Origin of the sequence: Phytohabitans houttuyneae (assembly GCF_011764425.1) — a bacterium.
Taxonomy (GTDB): Bacteria; Actinomycetota; Actinomycetes; order Mycobacteriales; family Micromonosporaceae; genus Phytohabitans; species Phytohabitans houttuyneae.
Genome location: NZ_BLPF01000001.1, coordinates 4,869,262 through 4,895,436, shown reverse-complemented (window position 1 = coordinate 4,895,436; position 26,175 = coordinate 4,869,262). Strand labels below are relative to the sequence as shown.

The window sequence follows — 26,175 nt, the reverse complement described above, 5'->3', positions numbered from 1 at the left end:
TTTCCGTCAAGGTCACCTCGACCGGGACGCGTGAGGCCGGCACGGGCGGCGGGGCGGCGCGTGTACGGCGAGGCCCACCCGGGCCACCCGGCGGCCGTCGAGCTCGAGCACGCGCAGCCGCCACGCGGCCGGCTCGCCGTCGCCGTCTTCCGGCACGACGGCGGTCACCTCGTCGCCGACGAGCGGGAGCCGGCCCAGCCGCGCCATCACGAAGCCGCCGACCGTCTCGTACGGACCGGTGGGCAGCGGGAAGCCGGCGCGCTCGGCGAAGTCGGCGAGGTTGAGCCGCCCGTCGACCTCGGCGCCGGCGGAGGCCGGGTCGGGCGCCGCGTCGTACTCGTCGTGGATCTCCCCGACCAGCTCCTCGATGAGGTCTTCGAGGGTGACGATGCCGGCGGTTCCCCCGTACTCGTCGACGACCACGGCGAGGTGGTGCCGCTCGCGGCGCATCTCGGAGAGGGCGGCGAGGACCCGCTTGCTGCCGGGCAGCCGCTTGACCTCGCGGGTCAGCTCGCGGACCGTGCCACGCCCGTCGCCCGGCGGGCGGATCAGCAGGTCGCGCAGGTGGACGAAGCCCACGACGTCGTCGTGTGTGCCGTCGATCACGGGGTATCGCGTGTGGGTCTCCGCCCGTACCATCCGGGCCGCCTCGTCAAGGGTGAGCCCGGCGTCGAGAAAGGTAACGTCGGTGCGCGGCATCATCACCTCGCGGACCAGGCTGGCGCCGGCGGTGAGCACCTCGTCGATGATCCGGCGTTCCACCGGGTCGAGGAGCGTGTTGGCCGCGACCAGGTCGCGCAGCTCGGCCTCGCTGATCTGCTCGCGGCCGGCGGTGCGGTCGGCTCCGAGCAGTCCGGCGACCGCGTCGGCCAGCCGGATGACGATCCGGGCGGCGGCGCGCCTCACCGGACCGGGCTCTCGTCGGGAACGCCCCGACGATCTTGTATGTCGTCGGGGCCCGGCGTTGCCGCCGCCCGTCTCCTGCATGGGGAAATGGTAGACAGGCGCCGGCGAGCGTGCTTTCCCGGCCAGTGTTCGAACTTGTTTACTCTTGCTCGAATCTGGTGGAATAGTAGGGGTCGTAGCCTTGCCAACGCGCCACACGTTCCAGGAGAGAGGCCACCTTCGTGAAACTGCTCGTCACCGGCGGCGCCGGATACGTCGGCAGCGTCGTCAGCCGGATGCTCCTCGACGCCGGCCACGAGGTGGTCGTCCTCGACGACCTGCGCACGGGGCACGCGGTCGCGGTCCCGCCGGAGGCCACGTTCGTGCGGGGGTCGATCCACGACGCGGCGCAGGTGATCACGCCGGAGGCGGGCTTCGACGGGGTGCTCCACTTCGCCGGCCTGATCGCGGCCGGCGAGTCGATGGCCAAGCCCGAGCTGTACTGGGACGACAACGTGATCGGCTCGCTCGCCCTGCTCGACGCGGTGCGTGCGGCCGGTGTGCGGCGGTTCGTCTTCTCCTCGACCGCCGCGGTGTACGGCAACCCGACCGAGCTGCCCATCCGCGAGACGGCGGTCAAGCACCCCACGAGCACGTACGGGGCGACGAAGCTGGCGTTCGACCTGGCGCTGACGTCGGAGGCGTTCGCGCACGAGCTGGCCGCCGTGTCGCTGCGGTACTTCAACGTGGCCGGCGCCTACCTGCGGCCGGGGTGTCGATCGGTGAGCGGCACGACCCGGAGACCCACCTGATCCCGATCGCGCTGCAGGTCGCCGCCGGCACGCGGGACAAGCTCCAGATCTTCGGCGACGACTACCCGACCGACGACGGCACCTGCGTGCGCGACTACATCCACGTCGAGGACCTGGCCCGCGCCCACCTGCTCGCGCTCGACAAGGCCACCCCCGGCGAGCACAAGATCTACAACCTGGGCAGCGGCAGCGGCTTCTCCAACCGCAAGGTGGCCGAGGTGGTCCGCGAGGTCACCGGCCACCCGCTGCCCGTCGAGATCGCCCCCGCCGCTCCGGCGACCCGGCCGCACTGGTGGCCTCCTCCGACCTGGCCCGCGAGGAGCTGGGCTGGACTCCGGTCAAGACCACGCTGCACGACATGGTCTCCGACGCGTGGGCCTTCTACCAGGAGCACGTATCGTGAAGCAGTTCGTGGAGGTGTACGGGTCCGAGCCCGACGGCGCCTGGGCGGCGCCCGGGCGGGTCAACCTGATCGGTGAGCACACCGACTACAACGACGGTTTTGTGCTCCCGTTCGCGCTGCCGCAGCGCACGGTCGTCGGGGCGTCCCGAGTGGACACTCCCGAGTGGACGGTCTGGTCGGAGCAGGCTGACGAGCAGATCACGTTCGACCTGTCCGAGCACGTGTCGGGCTGGGGCGCGTACGTGGCCGGCGTGGTGTGGGTGCTGCGCGAGGCCGGGTTCGACGTGCCCGGCGCCCGGATGGCCATCACCTCGGACGTGCCGCTGGGCGCCGGCCTGTCGTCGTCGGCGGCGCTGGAGTCGTCGGTGCTCACCGCCCTCGTCGACCTGGGCGGGCTCGACCTGCCGGTGGACGAGCGGCCGGCGCTGGCGCAGCGCGCGGAAAACGACTACGCCGGCATGCCCTGCGGGATCATGGACCAGTCCGCGTCGATCCGCTGCCGCGAGGGCCACGCGCTGTTTCTCGACTGCCGGACGCTCGAGGTCGAGCACATCCCGTTCGACGTGGCGAGCGCCGGCCTCGCGGTGCTGGTCATCGACACGAAGGCGCCGCACCGCCACGTCACCGGGGAGTACGCGGCTCGCCGCGCCGCCTGCGAGGAGGCCGCCCGCGCTCTGGGCCTGCGGGCCCTGCGCGACGCGACGCTCGACTCGCTGTCCGCGCTGACCTCACCGGAGCTGCGGCGCCGGGCCCGCCACGTGGTCACCGAAGACCAGCGGGTCCTGGACACGGTGGCGCTGCTGCGCGAAGACCGGGTGCGCGAGATCGGCCCGCTGATGACCGCCTCACACACCTCGATGCGCGACGACTTCGAGATCACCGTCCCGGAGGTGGACACCGCGGTCGAGGCCGCCCTGTCCGCCGGCGCCTACGGCGCCCGCATGACCGGCGGCGGCTTCGGCGGCTGCGTGCTGGCCCTGGTCGACGCGGACGCCACCGACAAGGTCACGGCCGCGGTCGCCGCCGCCTTCGCGGAGCGCGGCTACCACGCTCCCGAGCCTTTCGTCGCGGTCCCCGGCCCAGGCGCGGTCCGCCTGCCATCGTGGTAGCCCGTTTCAGAAGATCTAATTCGAAGCAGATCCGGGCTACCGCGACGCCCGTCGTGGTCCGGACCGTTGCTCCCGCGGCCTCACCCTCCGCGGTGGGCAAGCTCAATCCCGGGTCCCGTTGAGATCGTGGACGTCTACTGCCCCTACAGGGCAGCAAACGACCACGATCTGCTGTGAGGGGCCTTTGTTGACACCGATCAAGGAACCAGCGTGGTCCAGACCGTTTGTTCACCCCTGCGGCCACCCAGATCGGCGTCAGCGACGGCGACCATCCCCCTCGGTTGTGGACGGATTCGCCCACCTTGACCACACAGCTCCCTAGCCGGCCGCAGTGGCGCGGGGCCGTCGCCGCCGCGGTAGCCAGGCTGACCGGGCACGCCAGGCCCCCCGATCGACGGACCGCCCGGCCGCGGCCCCCGATCGGCGCGGCGTGTCCGGCACACCCGCCGGTGACCACTGCCCAGAACGCGGGTCCGCCCTCGATCGGCGCGGCATGTCCGGGACGGCGCCAGCCATCAACGACCTGAGCGCGGGTCCGCGGACCCGCCGACCCGCGCGGACCAGCCCACCCCGCGCGGACCAGCCCACCCCGCGCGGACCAGCCCACCCCGCGCGGACCAGCCGACGCCAAGCGGGACCGGCCGACCCGGCCGAGCGGCCGGTGTCAGCGGCCGCACTTCCGGCCGCCACTAGCGTGCGCACTTTCCGGCCGCCACTAGCGTGCGCCATCCGGGCGGGCGCCCCTGCTTGGGCCCGGACCGGGCCGCGGTGCGCACCAGCTTGGGCTGGACCCGCGGGCCTGGCAGCGGAGGTCGGGGGATTCGGCGAGCCCTGGCGAGCCGCCGACCGCAGCGGTGCCCGCGGGAGCGTGCGGTCCGCAGGTGAGGCGGACCGGGGCATATCCGCTTCTAGGAGGTCTCGATAATCATGGCGGCGCCGACCGTGCGGTTGGTGGTCTCGTCGATGAGGATGAAGCCGCCGGTGGTGCGGTTGCGGCGGTACTCGTCGGCGAGGAGCGGGACCGTGGTGCGCAGGCGGATGCGGCCGATCTCGTTGAGGGTGAGCTGGGTGGCGCTCTCGTCGCGGTGCAGCGAGTTGACGTCGAGGCGGTACTGCAGGCCGCGGACCACGGCGCGGGCGGCGCGGGTGGTGTGCTTGACCGCGTACTTGCCGCCGACGGTGAGCGGGCGGCTCTCGTCCATCCAGCAGACCATCGCCTCGATGTCCTGTGCCACGGCGGGCGCGTTGTGCGGGCGGCAGATCAGGTCGCCGCGGGAGATGTCGATCTCGTCTTCGAGGCGGACGGTGACCGACATCGGGGGGTACGCCTCGGTGACCGGGCCGTCGGCGGTGTCGATCGCGGCGATGCGGCTGGTCAGGCCGGAGGGCAGCACCATCACCTCGTCGCCCGGCTTGAGCACGCCGGAGGCGACCTGGCCGGCGTAGCCGCGGTAGTCGGTGACGGTGGTGGACTGGGGACGGATCACGTACTGCACGGGGAAGCGCACGTCGACGAGGTTGCGGTCGGAGGCTATGTGCACGTGCTCGAGGTGGTGCAGCAGGGACGGGCCTTCGTACCACGGGGTCTTGTCGGAGCGGCTGACGATGTTGTCGCCGTGCAGCGCGGAGATCGGGATGACCGTGAGGTCGGGCGCTTCGAGCTTGGCCGCGAAGCTCGTGAACTCGTCGGCGATCCGCTCGTAGACCTCCTGCGACCAGTCGACGAGGTCCATCTTGTTGACGCACAGGACCACGTGCGGCACGCGCAGCAGCGAGCAGAGGAACGCGTGCCGCCGCGACTGCTCGACAAGGCCCTTGCGGGCGTCCACGAGGATCAGCGCCAGGTCGGCGGTGGAGGCGCCGGTGACCATGTTGCGCGTGTACTGGATGTGGCCGGGGGTGTCCGCGATGATGAACTTGCGCCGCGGGGTCGCGAAGTAACGGTAGGCCACGTCGATCGTGATGCCCTGCTCCCGCTCGGCGCGCAGGCCGTCGGTGAGCAGCGCCAGGTTGGTGTACTCGTCGCCGCGGGCCAGGCTGACCGCCTCGACGGCCTCCAGCTGGTCGGTGAACAGCGACTTGGTGTCGTAGAGCAGCCGCCCGATCAGGGTGGACTTGCCGTCGTCGACCGAGCCCGCGGTGGCGAAGCGGAGCAGGTCCATCGTGCGTGTCTCGGTGACGGACGCGGTCATCAGAAGTAGCCCTCCCGCTTGCGGTCTTCCATCGCGGCCTCGCTGACCCGGTCGTCGCCGCGGGTGGCGCCGCGCTCGGTGATGCGGGTGGCGGCGACCTCCTCGATCACCTTTTCCACGGAGTCGGCGGTGGACCGGACGGCGGCGGTGCAGGACGCGTCGCCGACCGTGCGGTATCGCACGGTCTCGGTGAACGCTGTCTCGCCGGCGCGCGCGGTGAAGAACTCGTTGACCGCGTACAGCATGCCGTCGCGCTCGATCACCTCACGCTCGTGCGCGTAGTAGATCTCCGGCAGCGCGAGGCCCTCGGCGGCGATGTAGTGCCAGACGTCGAGCTCGGTCCAGTTGGACAGCGGGAAGACGCGGATCGACTCGCCCGGGTGGTGCCGGCCGTTGTAGAGCGACCACAGCTCGGGGCGCTGGTTTTTGGGGTCCCACTGGCCGAAGTCGTCGCGGAAGCTGAACACCCGCTCCTTGGCCCGGGCCTTCTCCTCGTCGCGGCGGGCACCGCCGAAGAGCGCGTCGAAACGGTACTTTTCCACGGCGGCGAGCAGCACCGGGGTCTGGATGCGGTTGCGCGAGCCGTCGGCCGGCTCGCGGACCAGGCCGGCCTCCAGCGCCTCCGGGACGCTCGCGACGACAAGGTGCAGGCCCAGGTCGGCGACGCGGGTGTCCCGGTAGGCGAGGACCTCGGGGAAGTTGTGCCCCGTGTCGACGTGCATCACCGGGAACGGGATGCGGGCCGGCGCGAACGCCTTTTCCGCCAGGCGCAGCATCACGATCGAGTCCTTGCCGCCGGAGAAGAGCAGCACCGGCCGCTCAAGCTCGGCGACGACCTCGCGCATGATGAAGATGCTCTCGGCTTCGAGCGCGGCCAGGTGGGAAACCCGGTACGTCTGAGCTCCGCTCATCGCCAACCACGCTCCGTCGCTCGGCGCCCGTCCGCGCTGCGTTTGACGGCACGCTCGCTGCGCTCGCTCACGGTTCCAGACCTTTCCGGTTGGTTAACTCCGGATCACTCTACCTGCAGCTGTCGCCGCACCGCGGCCAGCAGCCGGGGAGCGAGGTCCTTGCGGCACACCAGCAGATCCGGCAGGCGGGGATCGGCCTGATTGTATTTCAGCGCGGACCCGTCGATCCGGGAAGCATGCAGCCCCGTGGCAGTCGCCACAGCGACCGGCGCGGCCGAGTCCCACTCGTACTGGCCGCCGGCGTGCACGTACCCGTCGACCTCGCCGCTGATGACCGCGGCGATCTTGGCGCCGGCGGACCCCATCGGCACGAGCTCCGCGCGCACCTCCTCCGCGACCGCGGCCAGGAACGCCGGGGGCCGGCTGCGGCTCGCCGCGAGGCGCACCGGTCCGCCGCTGGCGGCGGAGAGGGTCATCGGCGGGTACGCCGGCGGGTAGTCGGTGCCCACCACCCGGTGCTGCGCGGGCAGCGCGACCGCGCCCGCCGCGAGCTTGAGCGGACCGCTAGCCTGCTTCGACCACAACGCGACGTGCACCGCCCAGTCGGTCCGCCCCTCCTCGGCGAACTCGCGAGTGCCGTCGAGCGGATCGATGATCCACACGCGGTCGGACTCGAGGCGGGCCGGTGGCTTCGGCCCGTCACCCTCGACCCACGCCTTGCGCGCGTGGTCGTCCTCCTCAGACAGCACCGCGTCGGCCGGGCGCCACCGCGCCAGCTCGGTGCGGATCAGGTCATGCGAAAGCTTGTCGCCGGCCGCCTTCAACGCCGCCGGGTCTTCGTGCCCGCGCTCGGCCCGCACTTCCAGCAGCAGCTCACCGGCGCGCGCGGCGAGCCACCGGGCGAACGCGCCGTCGATCACCGGGGGCGCCATCAGTACGCCCCCGCGGACCTGGCGACCGCCGACACGGTGCGCGCCATGATGACGAGGTCGAACGACAAGGACCAGTTCTCCACGTACCGCAGGTCCAAGCGGACCGCCTCCTCCCACGGCAGGTCCGATCGACCGGAAACCTGCCACAACCCGGTCATGCCGGGCTTGACCGCGAGCCGGCGCCGGACGTCGTCCGGGTAGGCCGCCACCTCCTCCGGCAACGGCGGGCGCGGGCCCACCAGCGACATCTGGCCACATAGCACGTTGAACAACTGCGGCAGCTCGTCGAGCGACAGGCGGCGCAGCCACCGACCGACGGGCGTCACCCGCGGGTCGTTGCGCACCTTGAAGAGCACACCGTCGTGCTCATTCAGGTGACGGATCTCCGCGAGCCGCGCCTCAGCGTCGAGGTACATGCTGCGGAACTTGAACATCACGAATGGCTGCCCGTCCCGGCCCACCCGAACCTGACGGAAGAATACCGGCCCGGCCGAGTCCCGACGGATACGGACAGCAAGAGTCAGTAACAGCGGCGACAAAAGCGCGAGCAGCGCCGCCGCCCCCACCCGATCCACGATCTCCTTCACCACCCGCGCACCACCCTCCAGCCGCGGGTGCTCGACGTGCAGCATCGGCAGCCCGTCGACCGGACGGATCGTCGTACGGTCGCCGGCCACGTCCACCAGCGCACTCGCCACGATCAGGTCCACCTCGTCGCGCTCCAGCCGCCACGCCAGCCGCCGCAGCGCATGGCCGTCCAGCTCCGGGCAGGAAAGCACGATCACCGTGTCCGCGGCGGCGGCGTCCACGGCGAGGGCCACGTCGTCGAACGTGCCGTACACCGGCAGCCCGACCGCGCCGTCACCCCCGGCCGGCAGGCACGCGCCGACAACCTCCAAGCCGTGGTACCGCTCACGCCGCAGCTGCCGCGTGATGTGCACGACCGCCAGCTCGTGCCCCACCACGATCACGCGGCGCAGGCACTCCCCCGCTCACGCGCCCGGTGCAGCTGCTTGCGGGCCGCGAACCGCACCGCCAGCGTGCCCGCCGTCGCGACCGGCAGCGCCACAAGCACGTAGAAGCGGGCGGTGGGCAGGTCGAAGGCGTACGACACGATGGCGGCCGCCGCGATGAGGCTGAGACCCGAGCGGATGACGCGCTGGTACTCCTCGGCGCCGACGTACAGGAAGCGCCGCTCGTAGGTGTGGTGCAGCGCGAGCATCCCCACCAGCAACGCCGGCAACAGCAGCGACAGCAGCAGGTACACCCGGTTGTACGAGGTCACCGTCTGCCCGAAACGCACCTCGAACGCCAGCGCACCCGCACCCAGCCCGACGAGCAGGTCACCGATCAGCAGGCGGCGTACGTACCGCGACTCCCACGCCCCGCGCCTCGGGAGAGCCACATGCCGCCCGGGCACCCGCCGCAGCGGGCGAGCCGCGGCACGGGACGGCAGCGGCGTGGGAAAGAGGTCCAGCTCATCGACGTCCCACAGCTGCCGCACCCTGCCCCCCGATGATCGCGTCTGTCGTGACCAACGCGCTGACCGGTCTGAGCGTCACGCCCCGTTATAGGCGTTCTGTGCAACTTCCACACCGCGAGTGACAACCACATCGGCGACATCAGCCGCCCGATCGACCAGGAACTCCAACTCTTTGCGCTCCGTCGACGAGAAGTCCGACAGCACGTAATCAGCCGGATCCTGCCGGCCCGGCGGCCGCCCGATCCCGAAGCGCACCCGCACATAGTCCTTGCTGCCCAAGGACTTTGACATCGAACGCAGCCCGTTGTGACCGCCCTCGCCGCCGCCGACCTTCGCCCGCACCGTGCCGAACCCCAGGTCCAGCTCGTCATGAACGGCCACGATGTTGCCCACGGGAATCTTGTAGAACTGGGACAGCGCGGCCACCGGTCCACCGGACAGGTTCATGTACGTCAACGGCTTTGCCAGCACCAGCCGCGGCCCACCCGGCACCAGGCGCCCCTCCGCCACATCCGCCACCGCCCGCTTGTGCCGGCCGAAACGCGCACCCATCCGCTTCGCCAGCAGGTCAGCCACCATGAAGCCGACGTTGTGCCGGTTGCCCGTGTACTCCCGGCCGGGGTTGCCCAGCCCCACCACGAGCCAGCTCTCGTCCATCACGCTGCCTTTTCATACGCAAAAGGGGGCCCGGCAGGGGCCCCCTTTCATCGCCTGTCGAATCAGGCCGACGCGGCGGCCTCGGCCGGCTGCTCCTCGGAGGACTCCTCCTCGGTGGCCTCTTCCTCGGTAACGGCCTCGGCGGTCTCGCCCTCCAGATCCTCGGCGCTCGGCGCCACGGTCACCATGGCGATGACCAGCTCGGGGTCGGCGGCCAACTCCGTGCCACGCGGCAGCGGGACGTCGGCGGCGGTAACCCGCGAACCCGACTCCAGGCCCTCGATCGAGGCCTCCAGGTGATCGGGCAGGTGCAGCGCCTCAGCGGTGACCGAAAGCGTCGTGCTCTCGGTGACCACCAGCGTGCCGCGGGCAGCCTCACCGGTCAGCTGCACCGGAACGTCGACGGTCACCTTTTCGCCGCGCTTGACGATCAGCAGGTCGACGTGCTCGAAGGTGTCTTTGATCGGGTCACGCTGGATCGCCTTCGGCAGGGCCAGCGTCGTGCTGGCGCCCACGATGTCGATCGCGAAGACCTGGTTGAGACCGCCGTGCCGGATGGCAGCGGCGAACTCGCGGGCGGGAAGCGCGATGTGCTGCGGCTTCTCACCATGGCCGTAAAGGACGGCGGGCACCTTGCCGGCCCGACGGGTGCGACGGGCACCGCCCTTGCCGAACTCGGTGCGGGGCTCGGCGCTGATCTTTACCTCGGACACGGGAGTACTCCTGATGTTTCGTCTTGCTGCAGAGGTCGGCGGTGCCGGGCGGGGGCGCGCGGGGCAGGGGCCCGGAGCACCGCGTCGATCACGGTGCGCCTTGCGGTTAACGCTGTGTCAACAGCGACCCACAGGACACCCTCGCCGTGGCAACCGATCCAGTTTAGCGGAGCCCCACGCTGTGATCCGCCGGGGGAGGCCCGTCTAGCTCAAACCGCCAAACAGGGTCGTAACGGAACCGTCATCGAACACCTCACGGATCGCCCGCGCCAGCAACGGCGCGATCGACAACACAGTGATCTTGTCGAGCCGCTTCTCCGCCGGCAACGGCAACGTGTTCGTCACCACCAGCTCACTGATCCGGCTGTTCTTCAACTTCTCCGTGGCCGGATCCGACAACAGCGCGTGCGTCGACGCCACCACCACGTCCGCCGCACCCGAGTCGTACAAGATGTCGGACGCCCGCGTGATCGTCCCACCCGTATCGATCATGTCGTCGACGATCAGGCACACCCGACCCTCGACATCACCCACCACCCGGTTAGCCACCACCTGGTTGGGCTTCATCGGATCCCGCGTCTTGTGGATGAACGCCAGCGGGCAGCCGCCCAACCGGTCCGTCCACCGCTCGGCCACCCGCACCCGACCCGAATCCGGCGCCACCACCGACAGCGGCCGGCCCGCGTACTTACGCTCCACGTACCCCGCGAGCGTGTCCATCGCGAACAGGTGATCCACCGGCCCGTCGAAGAAACCCTGGATCTGCGCCGTATGCAGGTCAACCGTCAAAATCCGGTTGGCACCCGCGGTCTTCAACAGGTCCGCCACCAGCCGCGCCGAGATCGGCTCACGCCCCCGGTGCTTCTTGTCCTGCCGCGAGTACGGATAAAACGGCAACACCACCGTGATCCGCTTCGCCGACCCACGCTTCAACGCGTCGATCATGATGAGGGTCTCCATGACCCACTTGTTCACGCCCTGCGAGATCGACTGCACCACGAACGCGTCCGAGCCACGCACGGACTCCCGGTAGCGCACGAAGATCTCGCCGTTGGCGAAGTCGTACGCATCCGTCGGTGTGGGCGCGACTCCCAAAGCCGCGCCGATCTCGTCGGCAAGCTCCGGAAAACCGCGACCGGAGAAGAGCATCAGGCTCTTACGGTTTTCCGCGACGATGCTGCCCATCGGCAATCCGCTCCCGTGGGTCAATGGGTCCTACGAGTCACTCGGTTGCAGTATCTCCCGAGGTCAGCCCATCCCGCCCGGCATCGCCCCCGCCGTGCGCAGTCTCACCTCTCGCAGCCCTTGCGCGAACCGCCGCCTCTGCGGAAGGGGTACCCGGCCGCTTACGCTCCGTCCAACCCTCGAACGTGCGCTGCTCACCCGCCGACACCGCCAACGCACCCGGCGGCACATCCTCCCGGACCACCGTGCCCGCACCCGTGTACGCCCCGTCCCCCACCTCGACCGGCGCCACGAACATGTTGTCCGAACCCGTACGCGCGTAACTGCCGATCACCGTGCGGTGCTTGCCCACCCCGTCATAGTTGACGAACACCGAAGCCGCCCCGATGTTCGAATGCTCACCGATCGTCGCGTCACCCACATACGACAGGTGCGGCACCTTCGACCCCTCGCCGATCTCCGCGTTCTTCGTCTCCACGAACGTGCCAACCTTCGCACCACGCGCCAGCCTGGTCCCCGGCCGCAGGTACGCGAACGGCCCCACACTCGCCCCCGGCCCCACCTCGGCACCCACCGAATGCGCACGCACCACCGACGCACCCGCGCCCACCGACGAGTCGATCAACGTCGTGTCCGGCCCCACCGTCGCACCCGCCGCCACCGACGTCGCACCCCGCAACTGCGTGTTCTGATCCAGGACCACGTCACGCTCCAGCACCACCGACACGTCCACCCACGTCGTCGCCGGATCCAGAATCGTCACACCCGCCCGCATCCACGCCCTGTTGACCCGGTCCCGCAACAACGCGCGCAAGCCCGCCAGCTCCGCCCGGTCATTGCAACCCAGCGTCTCCGTCGCATCCGGCGCCACGTGCACAGCCACCGCCCGACCATCCGTCGACAGCAGCCCGAAAACGTCGGTCAGGTACTCCTCACCCTGATCGTTGTCCGTCGACAACTTGCCCAACGCCGCACGCAACGCCGCACCGTCAAACGCGTAGATCCCCGCATTGATCTCACGAATCGCCCGCTGCTCCGCGGTCGCGTCACGCTCCTCCACGATCCGCTCCAGGCGACCCGACTCGTCCCGCACGATGCGGCCCAATCCCGTCGGATCGGCCACCTCCGCCGCCAGCACCGTCGCGCCCAGGCCCGCCGCCTCGTGCGCCTCCACCAGGTCGCGCACCGTCTCCGGCCGCAGCAACGGCACATCACCGTTGAGCACCACCACCGTGCCGCCGACCTCGCCGGCCGCCTCCAGCGCGATCCGCACCGCATGGCCCGTGCCGTGCTGCACCGCCTGCAACACCGGCTCCGCGCCCGGCGCCACCTCGGCGAGATGCTCCGTGACCTGGTCGGCGCCGTGGCCGACGACGACGAGCGTGCGCCGCGCCTGCAGACCGGCGGCGGCGGCGAGCACGTGGCCGACGAGGGTGCGGCCGAGCAGCGGGTGCAGCACCTTCGGGAGCGCCGACTTCATCCGCTTGCCCTCACCGGCGGCAAGGACGACGACGGTACGGGGCTGGGAGGACGTCACGAGGTAGCTCCCTCAGGGGCGGGTCTGGGCTGCGGCCTCATGGTAGTCGCGCGGGGTCTGCGCCCCGCCGGAAGGCCCGATGTCACGAACCGGACATATGTGGAGAGCTCGGCTGCCAGGACTCGAACCTGGACATACGGTACCAAAAACCGCAGTGCTGCCAATTACACCACAGCCGACTGCTTTCGCGCCTGCCAGCGTAGCGCTCGGCAGATCGCAAAGAGAACCTACTGGCGCGCGATGCTCGCGAAAATCCCCGCCATCAGGCCCTCGACGCGAACGTAGAGGCGTCGGCTACGCGGGACCTTGACCATGAGGCAGCCGTGGTAGTCATCGCCCGTATTGTGGCGTTTCGTCGATGGCTTGTGCCGCTTGATGCTCGGTCGCCGCATGTCGCCAGCGGCGATGCCGATCCGGTCCGCCCACCACTGCGTCGCGGCGAGCGCATCGGCCGACTCGTGGATGTACACCCGATAGCTGAGCCGCTGCCGATCGACTCCTAGCGCCTCCACGAACCGGAGGTAGAGCTCCACCAGCATGGGATCGGTGTTGGCGAAGTCGAGGTGAGTCTGCTTCCGCCACTGCTTGGTCTTCGCGCCCTCGCACCAGTACAGGACGGCGCCGGCGATCAACAGCTCGCGGTCCTTGAGCCGGCCGACCCATTGGGTTGCCTTGTCGCGGATGCCGGACTCCAGCTCGTCGCGCGCGACCCGGTACTCGCCCCATCTGGCGTCGGTCATGGCCTTGGAGTGGGCGCGCCGCCGCTCTTGGGCGGCTTCGTCGTCCTGGTCGATGGGGATGTGGCGGACCCACAGGTAGGCGGTGGACTTGGATACGCCGAGCTGGTCGGCGATGTCGTTGACGGATCGGCCCTGGCCGCGCAGCTGGAGGGCTTGGGCGCGCAGCTCGTCCTTGGCGTTGGGGTGGCGGCGTGGGCGGGGCGTTTCGGCGGGGAGGGGGTGTGTCATGGCCAGGAGGTTAGAACTGGCGTTCGGGTGATGTTGGCCCGGTTTCTCAGGTGATTATCAGCGAAGAATCGGGGTAGGACTCTGTCAGACTACGGGTGCGTAAGTTACGGTGACGTAGGCGTAGCTTTCGTCCCCCGGACGCCCCATAGCCCCACATCAGCGCAGCGAGGTGCCATGACCACCGCCACCCTTGACGACACCCCGGTCAAGAATCCCAAGCCGCTCACCGACGGCACCCAGTCCAAGGGCATCCTGATCGGCCTGTGGGCCTTCGTGGTGATCCCTTTCCTGGCGGTCTTCGCCGCCGTGCCCATCGCTTGGGGCGGCTGGTTGGGTTGGACCGACGTCGCGATCTTCCTGGTGATGTACTCGGTTTCCGGCCTTGGCATCACGGTGGGTTTCCACCGCTACTTCACGCACGGGTCGTTCAAGGCCCAGCGGTGGCTGCGGGTGTCGCTGGCGGTGGCCGGCTCGTTCGCGGTCGAGGGCAACATCACGCAGTGGGTGGCGGATCACCGCCGGCACCACATGTTCTCCGATCTGGAGGGTGACCCGCACTCGCCGTGGCGGTTCGGTACGGGTTTCTGGGCGTTGACCAAGGGTCTGTGGTTTGCGCACATGGGTTGGCTGTTCCACCGCGAGTTGTCCAACCGTGACCGGTTCGCGCCGGACCTGGTGGCTGACAAGGACATCAACCGGGTTGACCGGCTGTTTCCGCTGCTGGTGGCGATCTCGCTGGTGGCGCCGGCGGCGGCTGGTGGGCTTGTGACGTGGTCGTGGCAGGGTGCGCTGACCGCGTTCTTCTGGGCGGGGTTGGTGCGGATCGGCCTGCTGCACCACATCACGTGGTCGATCAACTCGATCTGCCATGTGTACGGGGAGCGTCCGTTCGAGATGCGTCAGGGCGACCGGGCGGCGAACTTCTGGCCGCTGGCGATCCTGTCGTTCGGTGAGAGCTGGCACAACCTGCACCACGCGGACCCGACGTGCGCGCGGCACGGTGTGTTGCGGGGTCAGGTGGACATCTCGGCGCGCACGATCTGGATCTTCGAGAAGTTCGGTTGGGCGTCGAACGTGCGCTGGCCGAAGCCGGAGCGTCTGGCAGCGAAGCTGGTTAAACCGGCCTCGTGACTGACAGCGTGAGCGCCAACGGGGCGGTGCCGGGAAAGACCGGTAGCCGGGTGCGGATGTCCGCGGCGCAGCGCCGCGAGCAGCTGATCGCGATTGGCCGTGAGCTTTTCGCGGAGCGCGGGTTTGACGCGACCTCCATCGAGGAGGTCGCGTCTCGCGCGAAGGTTTCCAAGCCTGTCGTGTACGAGCATTTCGGCGGCAAGGAGGGCCTTTACGCGGTGGTGGTCGACCGTGAGGTGCGGGCGTTGTTGGACCGCATCACGAACGCGTTGACGGCTGGTCACCCTCGCGAGCTGCTGGAGCAGGCGGCGTTGGCGCTGCTGGACTACATCGAGTCGGAGACCGATGGTTTCCGGGTGTTGGTGCGGGAGTCGCCGCTGCTGTCGGCGACGGGGAATTTCAGCAGCGTGCTCAACGATGTGGCGCATCAGGTGGAGCACATTCTGGGGGCGGAGTTCAAGTCTCGGGGTTATGACCCGAAGCTTGCCGAGCTGTATTCGCAGGCGCTGGTGGGCATGGTGGCGTTGACCGGCCGCTGGTGGTTGGAGGTGCGCAAGCCGCGTAAGGACACGGTGGCGGCGCACCTGGTCAACCTCGCGTGGAACGGCCTGTCTCACCTGGAGGCGAAGCCGACCTTGCTCACTCGCCGCGTGAAGTAGCGGCGGCGGGCGTCGGTTTCGTGGCGTGGCGGTAGCGTTCTTCGGCTTCGACGTCGTCGGCGGAGCCGACCTTGTCGTAGAGGCCGGCGGTGAGCACGAGCAGGCCGAAGATGAACGACACGATGCTGTTGACCATCGAGAAGTTCAGGATGTTGGCGTCGGTCTGCATGAGCGTCATCATGACCAGCCCGACTGCGATGAAGACGAGGCCGGCGCCGAGGTTGACCATGTGTTCGACGTTGCCGCCGATGACGGCGGCGGCGAGCAGCACGGCGCCGTAGATGACCGACAGGATGGCGAAGGCCAGGTTGGTGCGGAGGCCGAGCACCCACACGTCGCCCCGGTCGAAGAGCGGGTCACCGGCGGTCTGTATGACGCCGATGATGCCGAAGACCAGGATGTACAGGCCGATCAGTCCGGAGAGCGTGCGGTAGAGCGGTCGCAGTGGGTGGTTGATCGGGATGTGCGCCATACCTGGATTGTCACCCCGCCGCGGCCCGCGCGCAGCCGCAACGGCTACTCCAGGAAGAGCCTGGCCTGCCGTGACGCTTCGGCCTGCTCGTGGGTGCCGAGCTTGCCGTACATGCCGGCGGTCAGCAGCACGAGCCCGAGCGCCATCGTGACGATGACGGTGGGCATCGTGAAGTTGAGGTAGTTGGCGTCGGTGCGCATGACGGCGAGGCCGGCGAGGCTGAGCGCGGAGAGCCCGTACCCGAGCCACTTGTGGATCGCGGCGTCGACGTTGCGGCCGATGCCGATGCCGATCAGGATGATCAGCCCGGCGGCGATGGAGATGACCGAGTGGCCGAGGTTGGTGCCCTGCCAGAGGGCCTCGGCGTCGTTTTGGGCGAAGAACTCTTCGCCGCTCGTCTCGATCAGTCCGAGGATGCCGAAGACGATCAGGTAGAGGCCGGTCAGCCCGCCGAGTGCCCGGTAGGTGGGTCGCAGCGGGTGGTTGACGGGAAAGTGCGCCATGGCCGCTGATTGTGGACCATCGTGCCGGAGCCGCGCCGGGCAGCCCCTCGGTCAGTGATCTGGCACCTCGTCGGCGAGGGCGAGCCAGGCTTCTTCGGCTTCGGCGCGTTCGGCCTGTACGGCTTTGAGCTGCGCGTCGAGGTCGGCGATTTTGGCGTAGTCGGTGGCGTGGCGGGCCATGTCGTCGTGGAGTGCGGCCTCGCGCTGTTCGAGTTTGGCGACGGTGCGTTCGAGGCGGGCGAGTTCTTTGCGGGCGGCGCGGGCCTCGCCGGCGGAGGGCCGGTCGGGTGCGGGTGTCGCGGCGCGCGGGGTCTCGGGTGGCGGCGTGGCGGTGGAGACGGAGGCCAGGTACTCCTCGACTCCGCCGACGAGGTGGCGGATGCGGCCGTCGCCCATGAGCCCGTACACGGTGTCGGTGACCCGCTCGACGAGGTAGCGGTCGTGGCTGGCGACCACGAGGGTGCCGGGCCAGCTGTCGAGCAGGTCTTCGAGGGAGGCGAGGGTGTCGGTGTCGAGGTCGTTTGTGGGCTCGTCGAGGAGCAGGACGTTGGGCTCGCCGGCGAGCAGGCGCAGCATCTGCAGGCGCCGCCGCTCGCCGCCGGAGAGGTCGGCGACGGGTGTCCACACGCGACGGTCGGTGAAGCCGAAGACCTCGGCGAGCTGGGCGGCGGACAGCTCGCGGTCGCCGAGTTTGACGCGTTTGGCGACTTCTTCGACGGCTTCGAGCAGGCGCAGGTGGCCGGGCAGCTCGGCGAGCTCTTGGGAGAGGAAGGCGGTGCGCACGGTGGAGCCCACACGGATCGTGCCGCTGGTCGGCTCGAGTCGCTGGGCGAGCAGGCGCAGCAGCGTGGTCTTGCCGGCCCCGTTGGCGCCGAGGATGGCGATGCGGTCGCCGGGGCCGACCTGCCAGGTGACGTGATCGAGGATCTTTTTGGGGCCGGCGTGGAGGGTGACGTCGGCCAGGTCGTACACCTGTTTGCCGAGCCGCGCGGTGGCGAGCCTGCGCAGGGAGACGGTGTCGCGCGGGGGTGGCACGTCGGCGATGAGCGCGTTGGCCGCGTCGATGCGGAAGCGTGGCTTGGAGGTGCGGGCGGGTGGGCCGCGCCGCAGCCAGGCGATTTCCTTGCGGAGCAGGTTTTGCCGGCGGGCCTCGGTGGCGGCGGCGACCCGGTCGCGTTCGGCGCGGGCGAGGGTCCAGGCCGCGTAGCCGCCTTCGTAGGCGCGGACGGTCTGGTCGGCGACCTCCCAGGTGGCGGTGCAGACGGCGTCGAGGAACCAGCGGTCGTGGGTGACGACGACGAGCGCGCCGCGGCGGGTGGTGAGGTGGTGGGCGAGCCAGTCGACGCCGGCGACGTCGAGGTGGTTGGTGGGCTCGTCGAGGATGAGCAGGTCGGCGGCGCGGACCAGGAGGGCGGCGAGGGCGACGCGCCGCCGTTCGCCGCCGGACATGGGTCCGACGGGCTGGTCGAGGCCGAGGTGGGGCATCCCGAGGCCGTCGAGGATGGCGCGGACGCCGGCGTCGCCGGCCCATTCGTGTTCGGCGGCGAATCCTTCGCCGAGCCAGGCGGTGCCGATGACGACATCGTGGACGGTCGCGTCGGCGGCCAGGTCGAGGGACTGTGGCAGCCAGGCGACCCGCAGGTCGCGGCGGTGGGTGACCCGCCCCGCGTCCGGGTCTTCGAGTTTGGTGAGGAGCCGCAGCAGTGTGGACTTGCCGGCGCCGTTGAGTCCGACGACGCCGACCCGGTCGGTGTCGTCGAGGCCGAGGGAGACGTCGGTGAGCAGGGGGCCGGCCGCGCCGTAGCCCTTGGACACCCGGTCCAGATTGACGATGTTGGCCATCAGATGACGCGGGCTCCGGGGACCGGTCCGTGTGCGGTGCGGGCGGCGCGGCAGACTTCGGCGGTGGTGAGCTCTTCGGCGATGCGGGAGGCGTGTGGCCCGTCGGAGGCGAGGAAGACGCAGGTGGGGCCGGATCCGGAGATGAGGCCGGCGAGCGCGCCGGCGGCGTGGCCGGCCTTGAGCACGTCGGCGAGGCTCGGGCGCAGGGAGAGGGCGGCGGCCTGCAGGTCGTTGTCGAGTGCGGCGCCGAGGACGGCGGGGTCGCGCTGTCGGAGGGCGGCGAGGAGCTGGTCGGCGCTGCCGAGCAGGGGGTTGCTGGCGTGGCCGGGGAGGCGGGGTGCCTGTCCGGCCTCGCGGAGGCGGTCGAGCTCGCGGTAGACGTCGGGGGTGGCGAGGCCGCCGTCGGCGATCGCGATGACCCAGTGCCAGGAGCTGGGCCTGGCGAGGACGGGGCTGACGGCTTCGCCGCGGCCGGTGCCGAGGGCGGTGCCTCCGTAGACGAGGAAGGGCACGTCGGAGCCGATGCCGGCGGCGACGGAGGCGAGCTCGTCGCGGGACAGGCCGAGGCCCCAGAGGGCGTCGCAGGCGACGAGGGCGGCGGCGGCGTCGGCGCTGCCGCCGGCGAGGCCGGCCGCGAGGGGGATCTGTTTGCGCAGGTGGAGGCGGGCGTGGGCGGGCACCTTGGCGTGGGCGGCGAGGGTGCGGGCCGCGCGGATCACCAGGTTGCTCTCGTCGAGGGCGAGCTCGCCGGCTCCTTCGCCTTCCATGGTGAGGGTGAGCGTGTCGCCGCGGCGGGCGCTGATCTCGTCGTAGAGGGAGATCGCGTGGAAGACGGTGCTGAGCTCGTGGTAGCCGTCGGCCCGCACCGGTCCGACGCCGAGGTGCAGGTTGATCTTCGCGGGGACGCGCACCTTTACCGGCCCGGACGCCGCGAGGCGCGGCCGGTCCAGCTCCTCGTCCGGCCGCCAAGCCTCGGTCACGGAGTGATGTCCTGCACTCGCGCTCGCACGTCGTCAGACTACTCGGCGGCCCGGCTGGGCACGGGCGCGGCAAGCGCTATGGCGGCGAACTCCTCGACGGTCAGTGCTTCACCGCGTGCGCCGGGGTCGACGCCGGCGGCCGTGAGCACGGTGGCCGCGCGGTCGGCGCCGCCCGCCCAGCCGGCCAGGGCGGCGCGGAGGGTCTTGCGCCGCTGGGCGAACGCGGCGTCGACGACCGCGAACACCCGCTCCCGCGGTGCGGCGGGCGGCTCGCGTTTGGTGAAGGCGACGAGGCCGGAGTCGACGTTGGGTACGGGCCAGAAGACGCTGGGCGGGACCCGGCCGGCGGTGCGCGCGCTGGCGTACCAGGCGAGCTTGACGGAGGGCACGCCGTACACCTTGGAGCCGGGGCCGGCCACCAGCCGGTCGGCGACCTCCTTCTGCACCATGACCAGGCCGTGCCGCAGGGTGGGCAGCTCGGCGAGCAGGTGGAGGACGACGGGCACGGCCACGTTGTAGGGCAGGTTGGCCACCAGCGCGGTCGGCGGCGGGTCGAACGCGGCGGCGGTGATGCGCAGCGCGTCGGCGTGGTGGACGGTGAGGTTGGCGGGGTGGCCGGCGGTGTCGGCGAGCGCTCCGGCCAGTACCGGATCGATCTCCACCGCGTGCACGTGGCGGGCCGCCGGCAGCAGTCCCAGGGTGAGCGAACCGAGGCCGGGCCCGACCTCGACCACGACGTCGGCCGGGTCGAGCGCGGCGGCCGTGACGATGCGGCGCACGGTGTTGGGGTCGTGGACGAAGTTTTGGCCGAGCCGCTTGGTCGGGGCGACGCCGAGCCGCGCGGCCAGGGCCCGGATCTCCGCCGGGCCGAGCAGGTCGGCTACCACGGGCCGAAGACGCGGTCGCCGGTCGCGGAGATCGCGGCGCAGAGCTCGTCGAGGTCGGCGCCGGTCGCTTCGGCGAGGTGGCGGACGGTCAGGGGGATGAGGTACGAGGCGTTCGGCCGGCCCCGGAACGGCATGGGCGTCAGGTACGGCGCGTCGGTCTCGACCAGCATCTGCTTGATCGGGGTGACCCGGGCGGCGTCGCGCAGCGCCACCGCGTTGGCGAACGTGACAGTGCCGGCGAAGCTCAGCAGGTGTCCGCGCCGCACGCACTCGGCCGCGAAGTCGGCGTCGCCGGAGAAGCAGTGCAGCACGACGGTGTCGGGTGCGCCTTCGTCGTCGAGGACGCGGAGCACGTCGGCGTGGGCGTCGCGGTCGTGGATGACGAGCGGCTTGCCGTACCGCTTCGCGATCGCGATGTGCGCCCGGAAGCTGGTCTCCTGCGCGGCGCGGCCTTCGTCGCCGGTGCGGTAGGTGTCCATGCCGGTCTCGCCGATGCCGCGGACCCGGTCGCCGGCGGCCAGCTCTTCGATGGCGCGCAGTGCCTCGTCGAGGTCGCCGCCCAGGCGGGGGCCTCGTTGGGGTGGAGCGCGACGGTGGCGACGATGGCCGGGTGCGCGGCGGCGAGGTCGACGCCCCAGCGTGACGACGGCACGTCGACGCCCACCTGCACCAGCCGGTCGACGCCGGCGTCGGCGGCGAGCCGCACGAGCTCGGCGACGCCGCCGGGTGCGCCTTCCTCGGCCACGGTGATGTCGATGTGCGTGTGGCTGTCGACCACGGTGACCGCGAGCGGCTCCGGTGCCGGCGGGAACTCACCTTGGCGCTGGCGGCGGGTACTCCTCATCGCGCCCAGCATCCCACGGTGGTGTCGTGCTCAGCTCGGCGGATGCCGGGGGCGCCCGGCGAGCGGGTGCGAACGCGAGCGGTGCCAGGTGTCACAGGTAGGCGTAACCCTGCGTTCACCCGCGCGCACACGCTGCGCCCTATTGTCGGGCGGGTGACAGTGACGCCTTCACCCACGCAGCCGCACATGGCTGGCGCGGGGCTGCACGTCACGTTCGAGGGCGTGGTCTACCCGGCCGAGGAGCTTGCCCACGGCGCGGCCTACGAGCTGTTCAGCGCCGACCCGGCAGACGGGTTCGAGCGCAACCCCCGGCCGGGCGCGGGCTACCCGTGGCACCGGTTCGCGCACGTCACCGAGGTGACCGTGGTGCAGGGGATGCGGTCCGAGCCGCCGGAGGGGTTGGAGGCGCCGCTTATGGTGCCGCTCAACCGGGCCCGCGGGTGGCAGGACGTCCACACGCTGAGCCAGTCGCCGGCGTTTTCGCACGACCCGACGCTGGGCGGCATCCGGCGCACGGCGGCGATCCGGCGCGGCACGCGCATGTTCAAGGTGCTCTCCGCCCGCCAGCTCTCCGGCTACCTGCGGGGATGGCTTCCGCACGGGTTCTGCTACCGCGAGCACGACGTCGCCCACCTGCGCACGCCGGGCGACCTCGCGCTGCTGCGCACGGACACCGAGTCGGCGCGCGACGACCCGGACGTGGCTTTCGCCATCCGGTGGCGGGCCGTCGATCCGTATGACTTCGAGATCCCGCTCGGCGACAACCACCGCGGGCTGGCCGGCATGCCGTCGCACGACCGCATGGGCGCGCCGGTGCTGGGCACCGGGTTCACGCCGAGCGGGCGGTTCGTGATCCCCGAGTTCGTCACCACCGACCTTGCCGACCTGCCGCTGCCGGCCAATGCCACGCTGCTGGCGTATACGCCGGACGGCGCCGAGGTCGTGCTGTACACGTACCAGCCGGAGCAGCGGGGCTGGCTGCGCATGGTCGGCCCGCAGTGGCGCCACCTGCTGCACGGGGTGCCGGACATCGCGCCCGAGCAGGAGTACGTGCCGAGCGACGAAAAGACCAAGTCCACCCACCTGGTGGGGCGCTACCGCGGCCAGGAGTACGAGGCGGTGGCCGACCCGCCCGGCGAGTTCCGGGTGCTGGCGATGACCCGGGCGGCGCGCTACCCGGTGGAGGCGCTGGCCCGCCGCGCGGCGTACGCGAGGTGGCGCGGCGCCGACTGCCTGGTGCTGCGGCAGGAGTCGGGCTGGACCCGGCTGCGCCTGTGCCGCCCCAACCCGGACAGCGTGGCGGCGCTGGGCGCGCAGTGCTACGAGCGGGGCGTCTACGAGGCGTGGGCGCCGGCCGCCGAGATCACCGACCACCGCACGGTCAACATCGAGTACATCCTCACCTGAGGCCGACGACGCGCAGCAGCTCCTCCAGCGGCATCGAACGCACCGCCGCGCGGACCAGCGTGATCGTCCAGCCGGGCAGGTCGCCGCGCTGCTGGACGTCGTCGAGGGCCCGGTCGGCCGCGGCGCGGACCGTCCGCTCGACCGTCGACGGGTCCCACTCCACGCCGGCGAAGCCCGGCTGGCCGGCCAGCGCCAGCAGGAACCGCTCGCGGGACAGGCCCAGCTCGCACGCCGCGCCGTGCAGGGCGCCGTAGGCCACGCGCTGGACCAGCGCGTCGACGCCGTCGCCGGGGTACGGGTCGGCGGGCGCCGCGCACGGGTCGGTCTCCTGGTAGCGGCCGTGGTCGAGGGCGCCGCCGGCCACCTCCGCCGCGACCAGGGCGGGGCCGGCCAGGACGAGGACGGCAAGGATCGCCGTCGGGGCGGCACGCCATCGCGGGTACCCAATGGGGGTCTTGCGGACGGCGAAAGCCGCAAGGACGGTCAAAAGGGCGAGCGCGGCGGCGGCCAGGAAAGCCGGGCGGAACGCCCGGGTGAGCACGGCGCTGAGCCGGTGGTCGACCTCCTTGACCACGGCGGTGGTCGCCTCGCTGCGGTTGGTGGTGTCGACGGCGGCGGCCAGGTCGGGCACGGCCCCGCGCGGCGCCTCGGCGAACGTGTCGCGCACCGAGAGCGCGAGCGACAGTTTTTCCTGCACCGGCATCCGCGCGTCGAGCAGCACGCCGGTGCCGGTGACGACGGCCTGCTCGGCGCCGCTGGTGAGCGAGCCGGCCAGCAGCGGCGCGATCACGACCAACCCGAGCACCAGGCCGGCGTGCTTGGCCGCGACGACGGCGCCGCCGGAGCGCACGAGCGGTGCCGAGGTGGGCACGGCCGCCGGCGAGAGCACCCGCGCGACCACACCGGAGCCCGCGCCGCACAGGAACAGCGCCGCGGCCGCCCAGGCGAGGCTCGCGGAGGGCAGCAGCGCCAGACCCACCAGCCCGGCGCAGAGCGCGAGCGTGCCGCCCACCACACGGACCGCGGGCGCGGCGGTCGCGGTCAGGCGGCCGGCGGCGATCGTGCCGGCCGGCAGCGCCATCATCACGCACGCGGCGGCCAGCGGGCTGAACCGCCAGATCTCGACGAGCAGCAGCACGCCGAGGAAGAGCGCGCCGACCAGCCCGGCGAAGAGCGAGACGTAGCCGGCGGTCGCCCACAGCGGGTTTGTGGTGGGCTCGCCGGACTCCGGCTCCAGCGCAGGTGCCCGCGACAGCGCGAGCACCACCAGCGCGAGCAGGGCCACCGGCACCTGGGCGATGAAGATCACACGCCAGTCGAACGCCTCCGTGAGCGCGCCGCCCAACGCCGGCCCCACCGCCAGCCCGGCCGTGGCGGCGCCGCTCCACAGGCGGCGGCCACGCTCGCGGCCCACGTGTGCGCTGAGCAGCTCCAACGCGCCGGACAGCAGCGCCGCCGCCCCGATGCCCTGTACCACCCGGCCGGCGAGCAGCCCGCCGAGCGAGCCGGCGACGCCGCACCACGTGGAGCCGGCCGCGAACAGTGCCAGCCCACCCATCGTGAGCGGCCCGGTCGGCAGCCACCGGCGCACAGCGATCAGCGTCACCGCGGCTACGGCCACCGCGACCGCGTAGCCGGTGAGCACCCAGGAGACGCCGACGATCGTGGTGTCGAAGCGGCCGTAGATCGCGGGGAGGGCCAGCGCGACGATCGAGGCGTCGGCGAACGCCAACGCCACGACACCGGTCAGGGCGGCGGCCGGTGTCCTCACGCCCGCTAGTCTCCCGGGTCCGCCGCGACGTGCGACACCCTGAGATGCCCCCTACTTCCCGGGTCGAGCCGCGCCAGCTCCTCTTCGACGATCGAGGGGTCGAGCTTGCGGAAGACCGGCTTCGGCGGCGCGAGCGGGCGGCCGGACTCAATCGGCACCGACTCCCAGCGCGACCCGGTCGAGTAGTCGCCGGTCAGGATCGGGTACGACGGGCCGCCGTCCAGATCCTCCACCTGCACGATCGAGGGCATCGGCGCGTGCACGCCTTCGCCGCCGAGCAGCTCGTGCACCTTCTGCGCGCTGTGCGGCAGGAACGGTGTGAGCAGCGTGTTGCAGTCACTGACCGCCTGCAACGCCACGTGCAGCACCGTGCCCATCCGATCGAGGTCGTCCTTCATCTTCCAGGGCGCCTGGTCGGACAGGTACTTGTTGGCCTCGCCCACGACCCGCATCGCCTCGGTGATGGCCTGCTTCTGGCGGTGCCTTTCGATCAGGCCGCCGACGCTGCCGTAGGCCGCCCGCGCCGTCTCCAGCAGCGCGCGGTCCTCGGCGGTCAGCTCACCGGCGGGCGGGATCGCGCCGAAGTTCTTGGCGGCCATCGACACCGAGCGGTTGACCAGGTTGCCCCAGCCGGCCACCAGCTCGTCGTTGTTGCGGCGCAGGAACTCGGCCCACGTGAAGTCGGTGTCCTGGCTCTCCGGCCCGGCGACCGCGATGAAGTAGCGGAGGGCGTCCGCGTCGTAACGGGCGAGGAAGTCCCGCACGTAGATGACGACCTGGCGGGACGAGGAGAACTTGCGCCCCTCCATCGTCAGGAACTCGCTGGAGACCACCTCGGTCGGCAGGTTCAGGCGGCCCAGCTCACCCGGCTCGCCGCCGTGGTCGCCCTCGCCGGAGTAGCCGAGCAGGAGCGCCGGCCAGATCACCGAGTGGAAGACGATGTTGTCTTTGCCCATGAAGTAGTAGCCACGCGCGGCGTCGTCCGACCACCACTTGCGCCACGCCTCGGGGTCGCCGGAGCGGCGGGCCCACTCGATCGAGGCGGACAGGTAGCCGATCACCGCGTCGAACCACACGTAGATGCGCTTGTCGGAGCGGTCGCGCCACCCTTCGAGCGGGATCGGCACCCCCACTCCAGGTCGCGCGTGATCGCGCGGGGCTGGAGGTCGTCGAGGAGGTTCTTGGAGAAGCGCAGCACGTTGGGGCGCCACCCCTCCCGCGAGTCCAGCCACTTGCCCAGCGCCTGGGCGAACGCGGGCAGGTCGAGGAAGAAGTGCTCGGTCTCCACGAACTGCGGCGTCTCACCATTGATCTTGGAACGCGGGTTGATGAGGTCGACCGGGTCGAGCTGGTTGCCGCAGTTGTCGCACTGGTCGCCGCGCGCGCTGTCGTAGCCGCAGATGGGGCAGGTGCCCTCGATGTACCGGTCGGGCAGCGTCCGCCCCGTCGACGGCGAGATCGCACCCATCGTGACCTTGGGAACGATGTACCCGTTGCGGTGCAGCCCCTCGAACAGCTCCTGCACGACCGCGTAGTGGTTACCGGTGGTGGTGCGGGTGAACAGGTCGTAGGAGAGGCCGAGCCCGTGCAGGTCCTCAACGATCACCCGGTTGTAGCGGTCCGCCAGCTCGCGCGGCGTCACGCCCTCCTTGTCGGCCTGCACCTGGATCGGGGTGCCATGCTCGTCGGTGCCGGAGACCATGAGCACGTCGTGGCCCGCCATCCGCATGTACCGGCTGAACACGTCGGAGGGCACCCCGAAGCCGGAGACGTGACCGATGTGGCGCGGACCGTTGGCGTACGGCCAGGCGACCGCCGCGAGAACGTGACTCATAGCGCTCAAGCCTAGGCCCTACGCTCCGCACACCCGGTGGCGCCGGGTGGCAGGCCCG

The 26,175-nt window shown here is 71.0% G+C and carries 21 protein-coding genes, 1 tRNA gene and 3 pseudogenes; 5 read left to right on the top strand and 20 right to left on the bottom strand.

The features are described 5' to 3' along the window. Positions 1–12 precede the first annotated feature (12 nt). Positions 13–987 (bottom strand): hemolysin family protein, encoded by a 975-nt coding sequence (locus Phou_RS22640; protein WP_173057836.1) that lies wholly within the window; start codon positions 985–987, stop codon positions 13–15. 140 nt (positions 988–1,127) lie between these two features. On the opposite strand from Phou_RS22640, the pseudogene galE reads away from it, so the two are divergent. Further along, positions 1,128–2,100, top strand: a pseudogene (galE, locus tag Phou_RS22635) (UDP-glucose 4-epimerase GalE). Next, complete coding sequence (gene galK / locus Phou_RS22630) at positions 2,097–3,209, top strand: galactokinase (protein WP_246273683.1); 1,113 nt, start codon at positions 2,097–2,099, stop codon at positions 3,207–3,209. Before galE ends, galK begins: the two are co-directional and overlap by 4 nt. Positions 3,210–4,117: 908 nt before the next feature. Here the strand turns inward: galK and Phou_RS22625 are convergent. The 11 genes from Phou_RS22625 to Phou_RS22580 all read right to left on the bottom strand — a co-directional run bounded on the left by Phou_RS22625 (position 4,118) and on the right by Phou_RS22580 (position 13,787). Continuing rightward, a complete protein-coding gene (locus Phou_RS22625) occupies positions 4,118–5,401 on the bottom strand; it encodes a sulfate adenylyltransferase subunit 1 (RefSeq protein ID WP_173057835.1) in 1,284 nt (427 codons plus the stop codon). Continuing rightward, positions 5,401–6,312 carry a sulfate adenylyltransferase subunit CysD gene (gene cysD, locus Phou_RS22620; protein ID WP_173057834.1) on the bottom strand — a complete coding sequence of 304 codons (912 nt, stop codon included), beginning with the start codon at positions 6,310–6,312 and terminating at the stop codon, positions 5,401–5,403. The genes Phou_RS22625 and cysD overlap by 1 nt, the downstream gene beginning before the upstream one ends. 104 nt (positions 6,313–6,416) lie before the next feature. Next, positions 6,417–7,244, bottom strand: coding sequence for a 3'(2'),5'-bisphosphate nucleotidase CysQ (locus Phou_RS22615; protein WP_371872156.1), 828 nt, complete (start codon positions 7,242–7,244; stop codon positions 6,417–6,419). Further along, positions 7,244–8,215, bottom strand: coding sequence for a sugar transferase (locus Phou_RS22610; protein ID WP_308784467.1), 972 nt, complete (start codon positions 8,213–8,215; stop codon positions 7,244–7,246). The genes Phou_RS22615 and Phou_RS22610 overlap by 1 nt, the downstream gene beginning before the upstream one ends. After that, a complete protein-coding gene (locus tag Phou_RS55030) occupies positions 8,212–8,748 on the bottom strand; it encodes a hypothetical protein (RefSeq protein ID WP_308784466.1) in 537 nt (178 codons plus the stop codon). Before Phou_RS55030 ends, Phou_RS22610 begins: the two co-directional genes overlap by 4 nt. Before the next feature lie 54 nt (positions 8,749–8,802). After that, positions 8,803–9,384 (bottom strand): aminoacyl-tRNA hydrolase, encoded by a 582-nt coding sequence (gene pth, locus Phou_RS22605; protein ID WP_371872155.1) that lies wholly within the window; start codon positions 9,382–9,384, stop codon positions 8,803–8,805. 62 nt (positions 9,385–9,446) lie between these two features. Then, a complete protein-coding gene (locus Phou_RS22600) occupies positions 9,447–10,097 on the bottom strand; it encodes a 50S ribosomal protein L25/general stress protein Ctc (RefSeq protein WP_173057832.1) in 651 nt (216 codons plus the stop codon). 204 nt (positions 10,098–10,301) lie between these two features. Beyond that, complete coding sequence (locus Phou_RS22595) at positions 10,302–11,282, bottom strand: ribose-phosphate diphosphokinase (RefSeq protein ID WP_173057831.1); 981 nt, start codon at positions 11,280–11,282, stop codon at positions 10,302–10,304. Between the two features lie 37 nt (positions 11,283–11,319). Beyond that, complete coding sequence (gene glmU, locus Phou_RS22590; RefSeq protein WP_173057830.1) at positions 11,320–12,819, bottom strand: bifunctional UDP-N-acetylglucosamine diphosphorylase/glucosamine-1-phosphate N-acetyltransferase GlmU; 1,500 nt, start codon at positions 12,817–12,819, stop codon at positions 11,320–11,322. A 107-nt stretch (positions 12,820–12,926) separates the two neighbouring features. Beyond that, positions 12,927–12,998: transfer RNA gene (locus tag Phou_RS22585), tRNA-Gln, on the bottom strand. A 48-nt stretch (positions 12,999–13,046) separates the two neighbouring features. After that, the gene (locus Phou_RS22580; protein ID WP_173057829.1) at positions 13,047–13,787 is read right to left on the bottom strand and encodes a helix-turn-helix domain-containing protein; all 741 of its coding nucleotides are present in this window, start codon (positions 13,785–13,787) and stop codon (positions 13,047–13,049) included. Positions 13,788–13,961: 174 nt separating this feature from the next. Here Phou_RS22580 and Phou_RS22575 point away from each other — a divergent pair, with 174 nt between their 5' ends. Together Phou_RS22575 and Phou_RS22570 are read left to right on the top strand one after the other, a co-directional pair. Further along, positions 13,962–14,918, top strand: a complete 957-nt coding sequence (locus Phou_RS22575) for an acyl-CoA desaturase (protein WP_173057828.1) — start codon at positions 13,962–13,964, stop codon at positions 14,916–14,918. A gap of 56 nt (positions 14,919–14,974) precedes the next feature. Then, positions 14,975–15,577 carry a TetR/AcrR family transcriptional regulator gene (locus Phou_RS22570; RefSeq protein WP_246273821.1) on the top strand — a complete coding sequence of 201 codons (603 nt, stop codon included), beginning with the start codon at positions 14,975–14,977 and terminating at the stop codon, positions 15,575–15,577. Here the strand turns inward: Phou_RS22570 and Phou_RS22565 are convergent. The 6 genes and pseudogenes from Phou_RS22565 to Phou_RS22540 all read right to left on the bottom strand — a co-directional run bounded on the left by Phou_RS22565 (position 15,558) and on the right by Phou_RS22540 (position 21,117). Then, complete coding sequence (locus Phou_RS22565) at positions 15,558–16,049, bottom strand: DUF4383 domain-containing protein (RefSeq protein WP_173057826.1); 492 nt, start codon at positions 16,047–16,049, stop codon at positions 15,558–15,560. The two genes, Phou_RS22570 and Phou_RS22565, sit on opposite strands and share 20 nt — an antisense overlap. Positions 16,050–16,093: 44 nt before the next feature. After that, on the bottom strand, positions 16,094–16,552 hold the full coding sequence (locus tag Phou_RS22560) for a DUF4383 domain-containing protein (RefSeq protein ID WP_173057825.1): 459 nt from the start codon (positions 16,550–16,552) through the stop codon (positions 16,094–16,096). A gap of 51 nt (positions 16,553–16,603) precedes the next feature. Further along, a complete protein-coding gene (locus tag Phou_RS22555) occupies positions 16,604–18,394 on the bottom strand; it encodes an ABC-F family ATP-binding cassette domain-containing protein (protein ID WP_173057824.1) in 1,791 nt (596 codons plus the stop codon). Further along, positions 18,394–19,374 (bottom strand): 4-(cytidine 5'-diphospho)-2-C-methyl-D-erythritol kinase, encoded by a 981-nt coding sequence (locus tag Phou_RS22550; RefSeq protein ID WP_173057823.1) that lies wholly within the window; start codon positions 19,372–19,374, stop codon positions 18,394–18,396. Before Phou_RS22550 ends, Phou_RS22555 begins: the two co-directional genes overlap by 1 nt. A 38-nt stretch (positions 19,375–19,412) precedes the next feature. Then, positions 19,413–20,261 carry a 16S rRNA (adenine(1518)-N(6)/adenine(1519)-N(6))-dimethyltransferase RsmA gene (gene rsmA / locus Phou_RS22545; protein WP_173057822.1) on the bottom strand — a complete coding sequence of 283 codons (849 nt, stop codon included), beginning with the start codon at positions 20,259–20,261 and terminating at the stop codon, positions 19,413–19,415. Further along, positions 20,255–21,117, bottom strand: a pseudogene (locus tag Phou_RS22540) (TatD family hydrolase). The gene rsmA and the pseudogene Phou_RS22540 overlap by 7 nt, the downstream one beginning before the upstream one ends. A 141-nt stretch (positions 21,118–21,258) precedes the next feature. On the opposite strand from Phou_RS22540, the gene Phou_RS22535 reads away from it, so the two are divergent. Continuing rightward, positions 21,259–22,512: a hypothetical protein gene (locus tag Phou_RS22535; RefSeq protein ID WP_371872154.1), complete on the top strand. Its 1,254-nt coding sequence runs from the start codon at positions 21,259–21,261 to the stop codon at positions 22,510–22,512. Here the strand turns inward: Phou_RS22535 and Phou_RS22530 are convergent. Together Phou_RS22530 and metG are read right to left on the bottom strand one after the other, a co-directional pair. Then, positions 22,505–24,283 carry an MFS transporter gene (locus tag Phou_RS22530; RefSeq protein WP_173057821.1) on the bottom strand — a complete coding sequence of 593 codons (1,779 nt, stop codon included), beginning with the start codon at positions 24,281–24,283 and terminating at the stop codon, positions 22,505–22,507. The two genes, Phou_RS22535 and Phou_RS22530, sit on opposite strands and share 8 nt — an antisense overlap. 5 nt (positions 24,284–24,288) lie before the next feature. Then, positions 24,289–26,117, bottom strand: a pseudogene (metG, locus tag Phou_RS22525) (methionine--tRNA ligase). Positions 26,118–26,175: the final 58 nt, after the last annotated feature.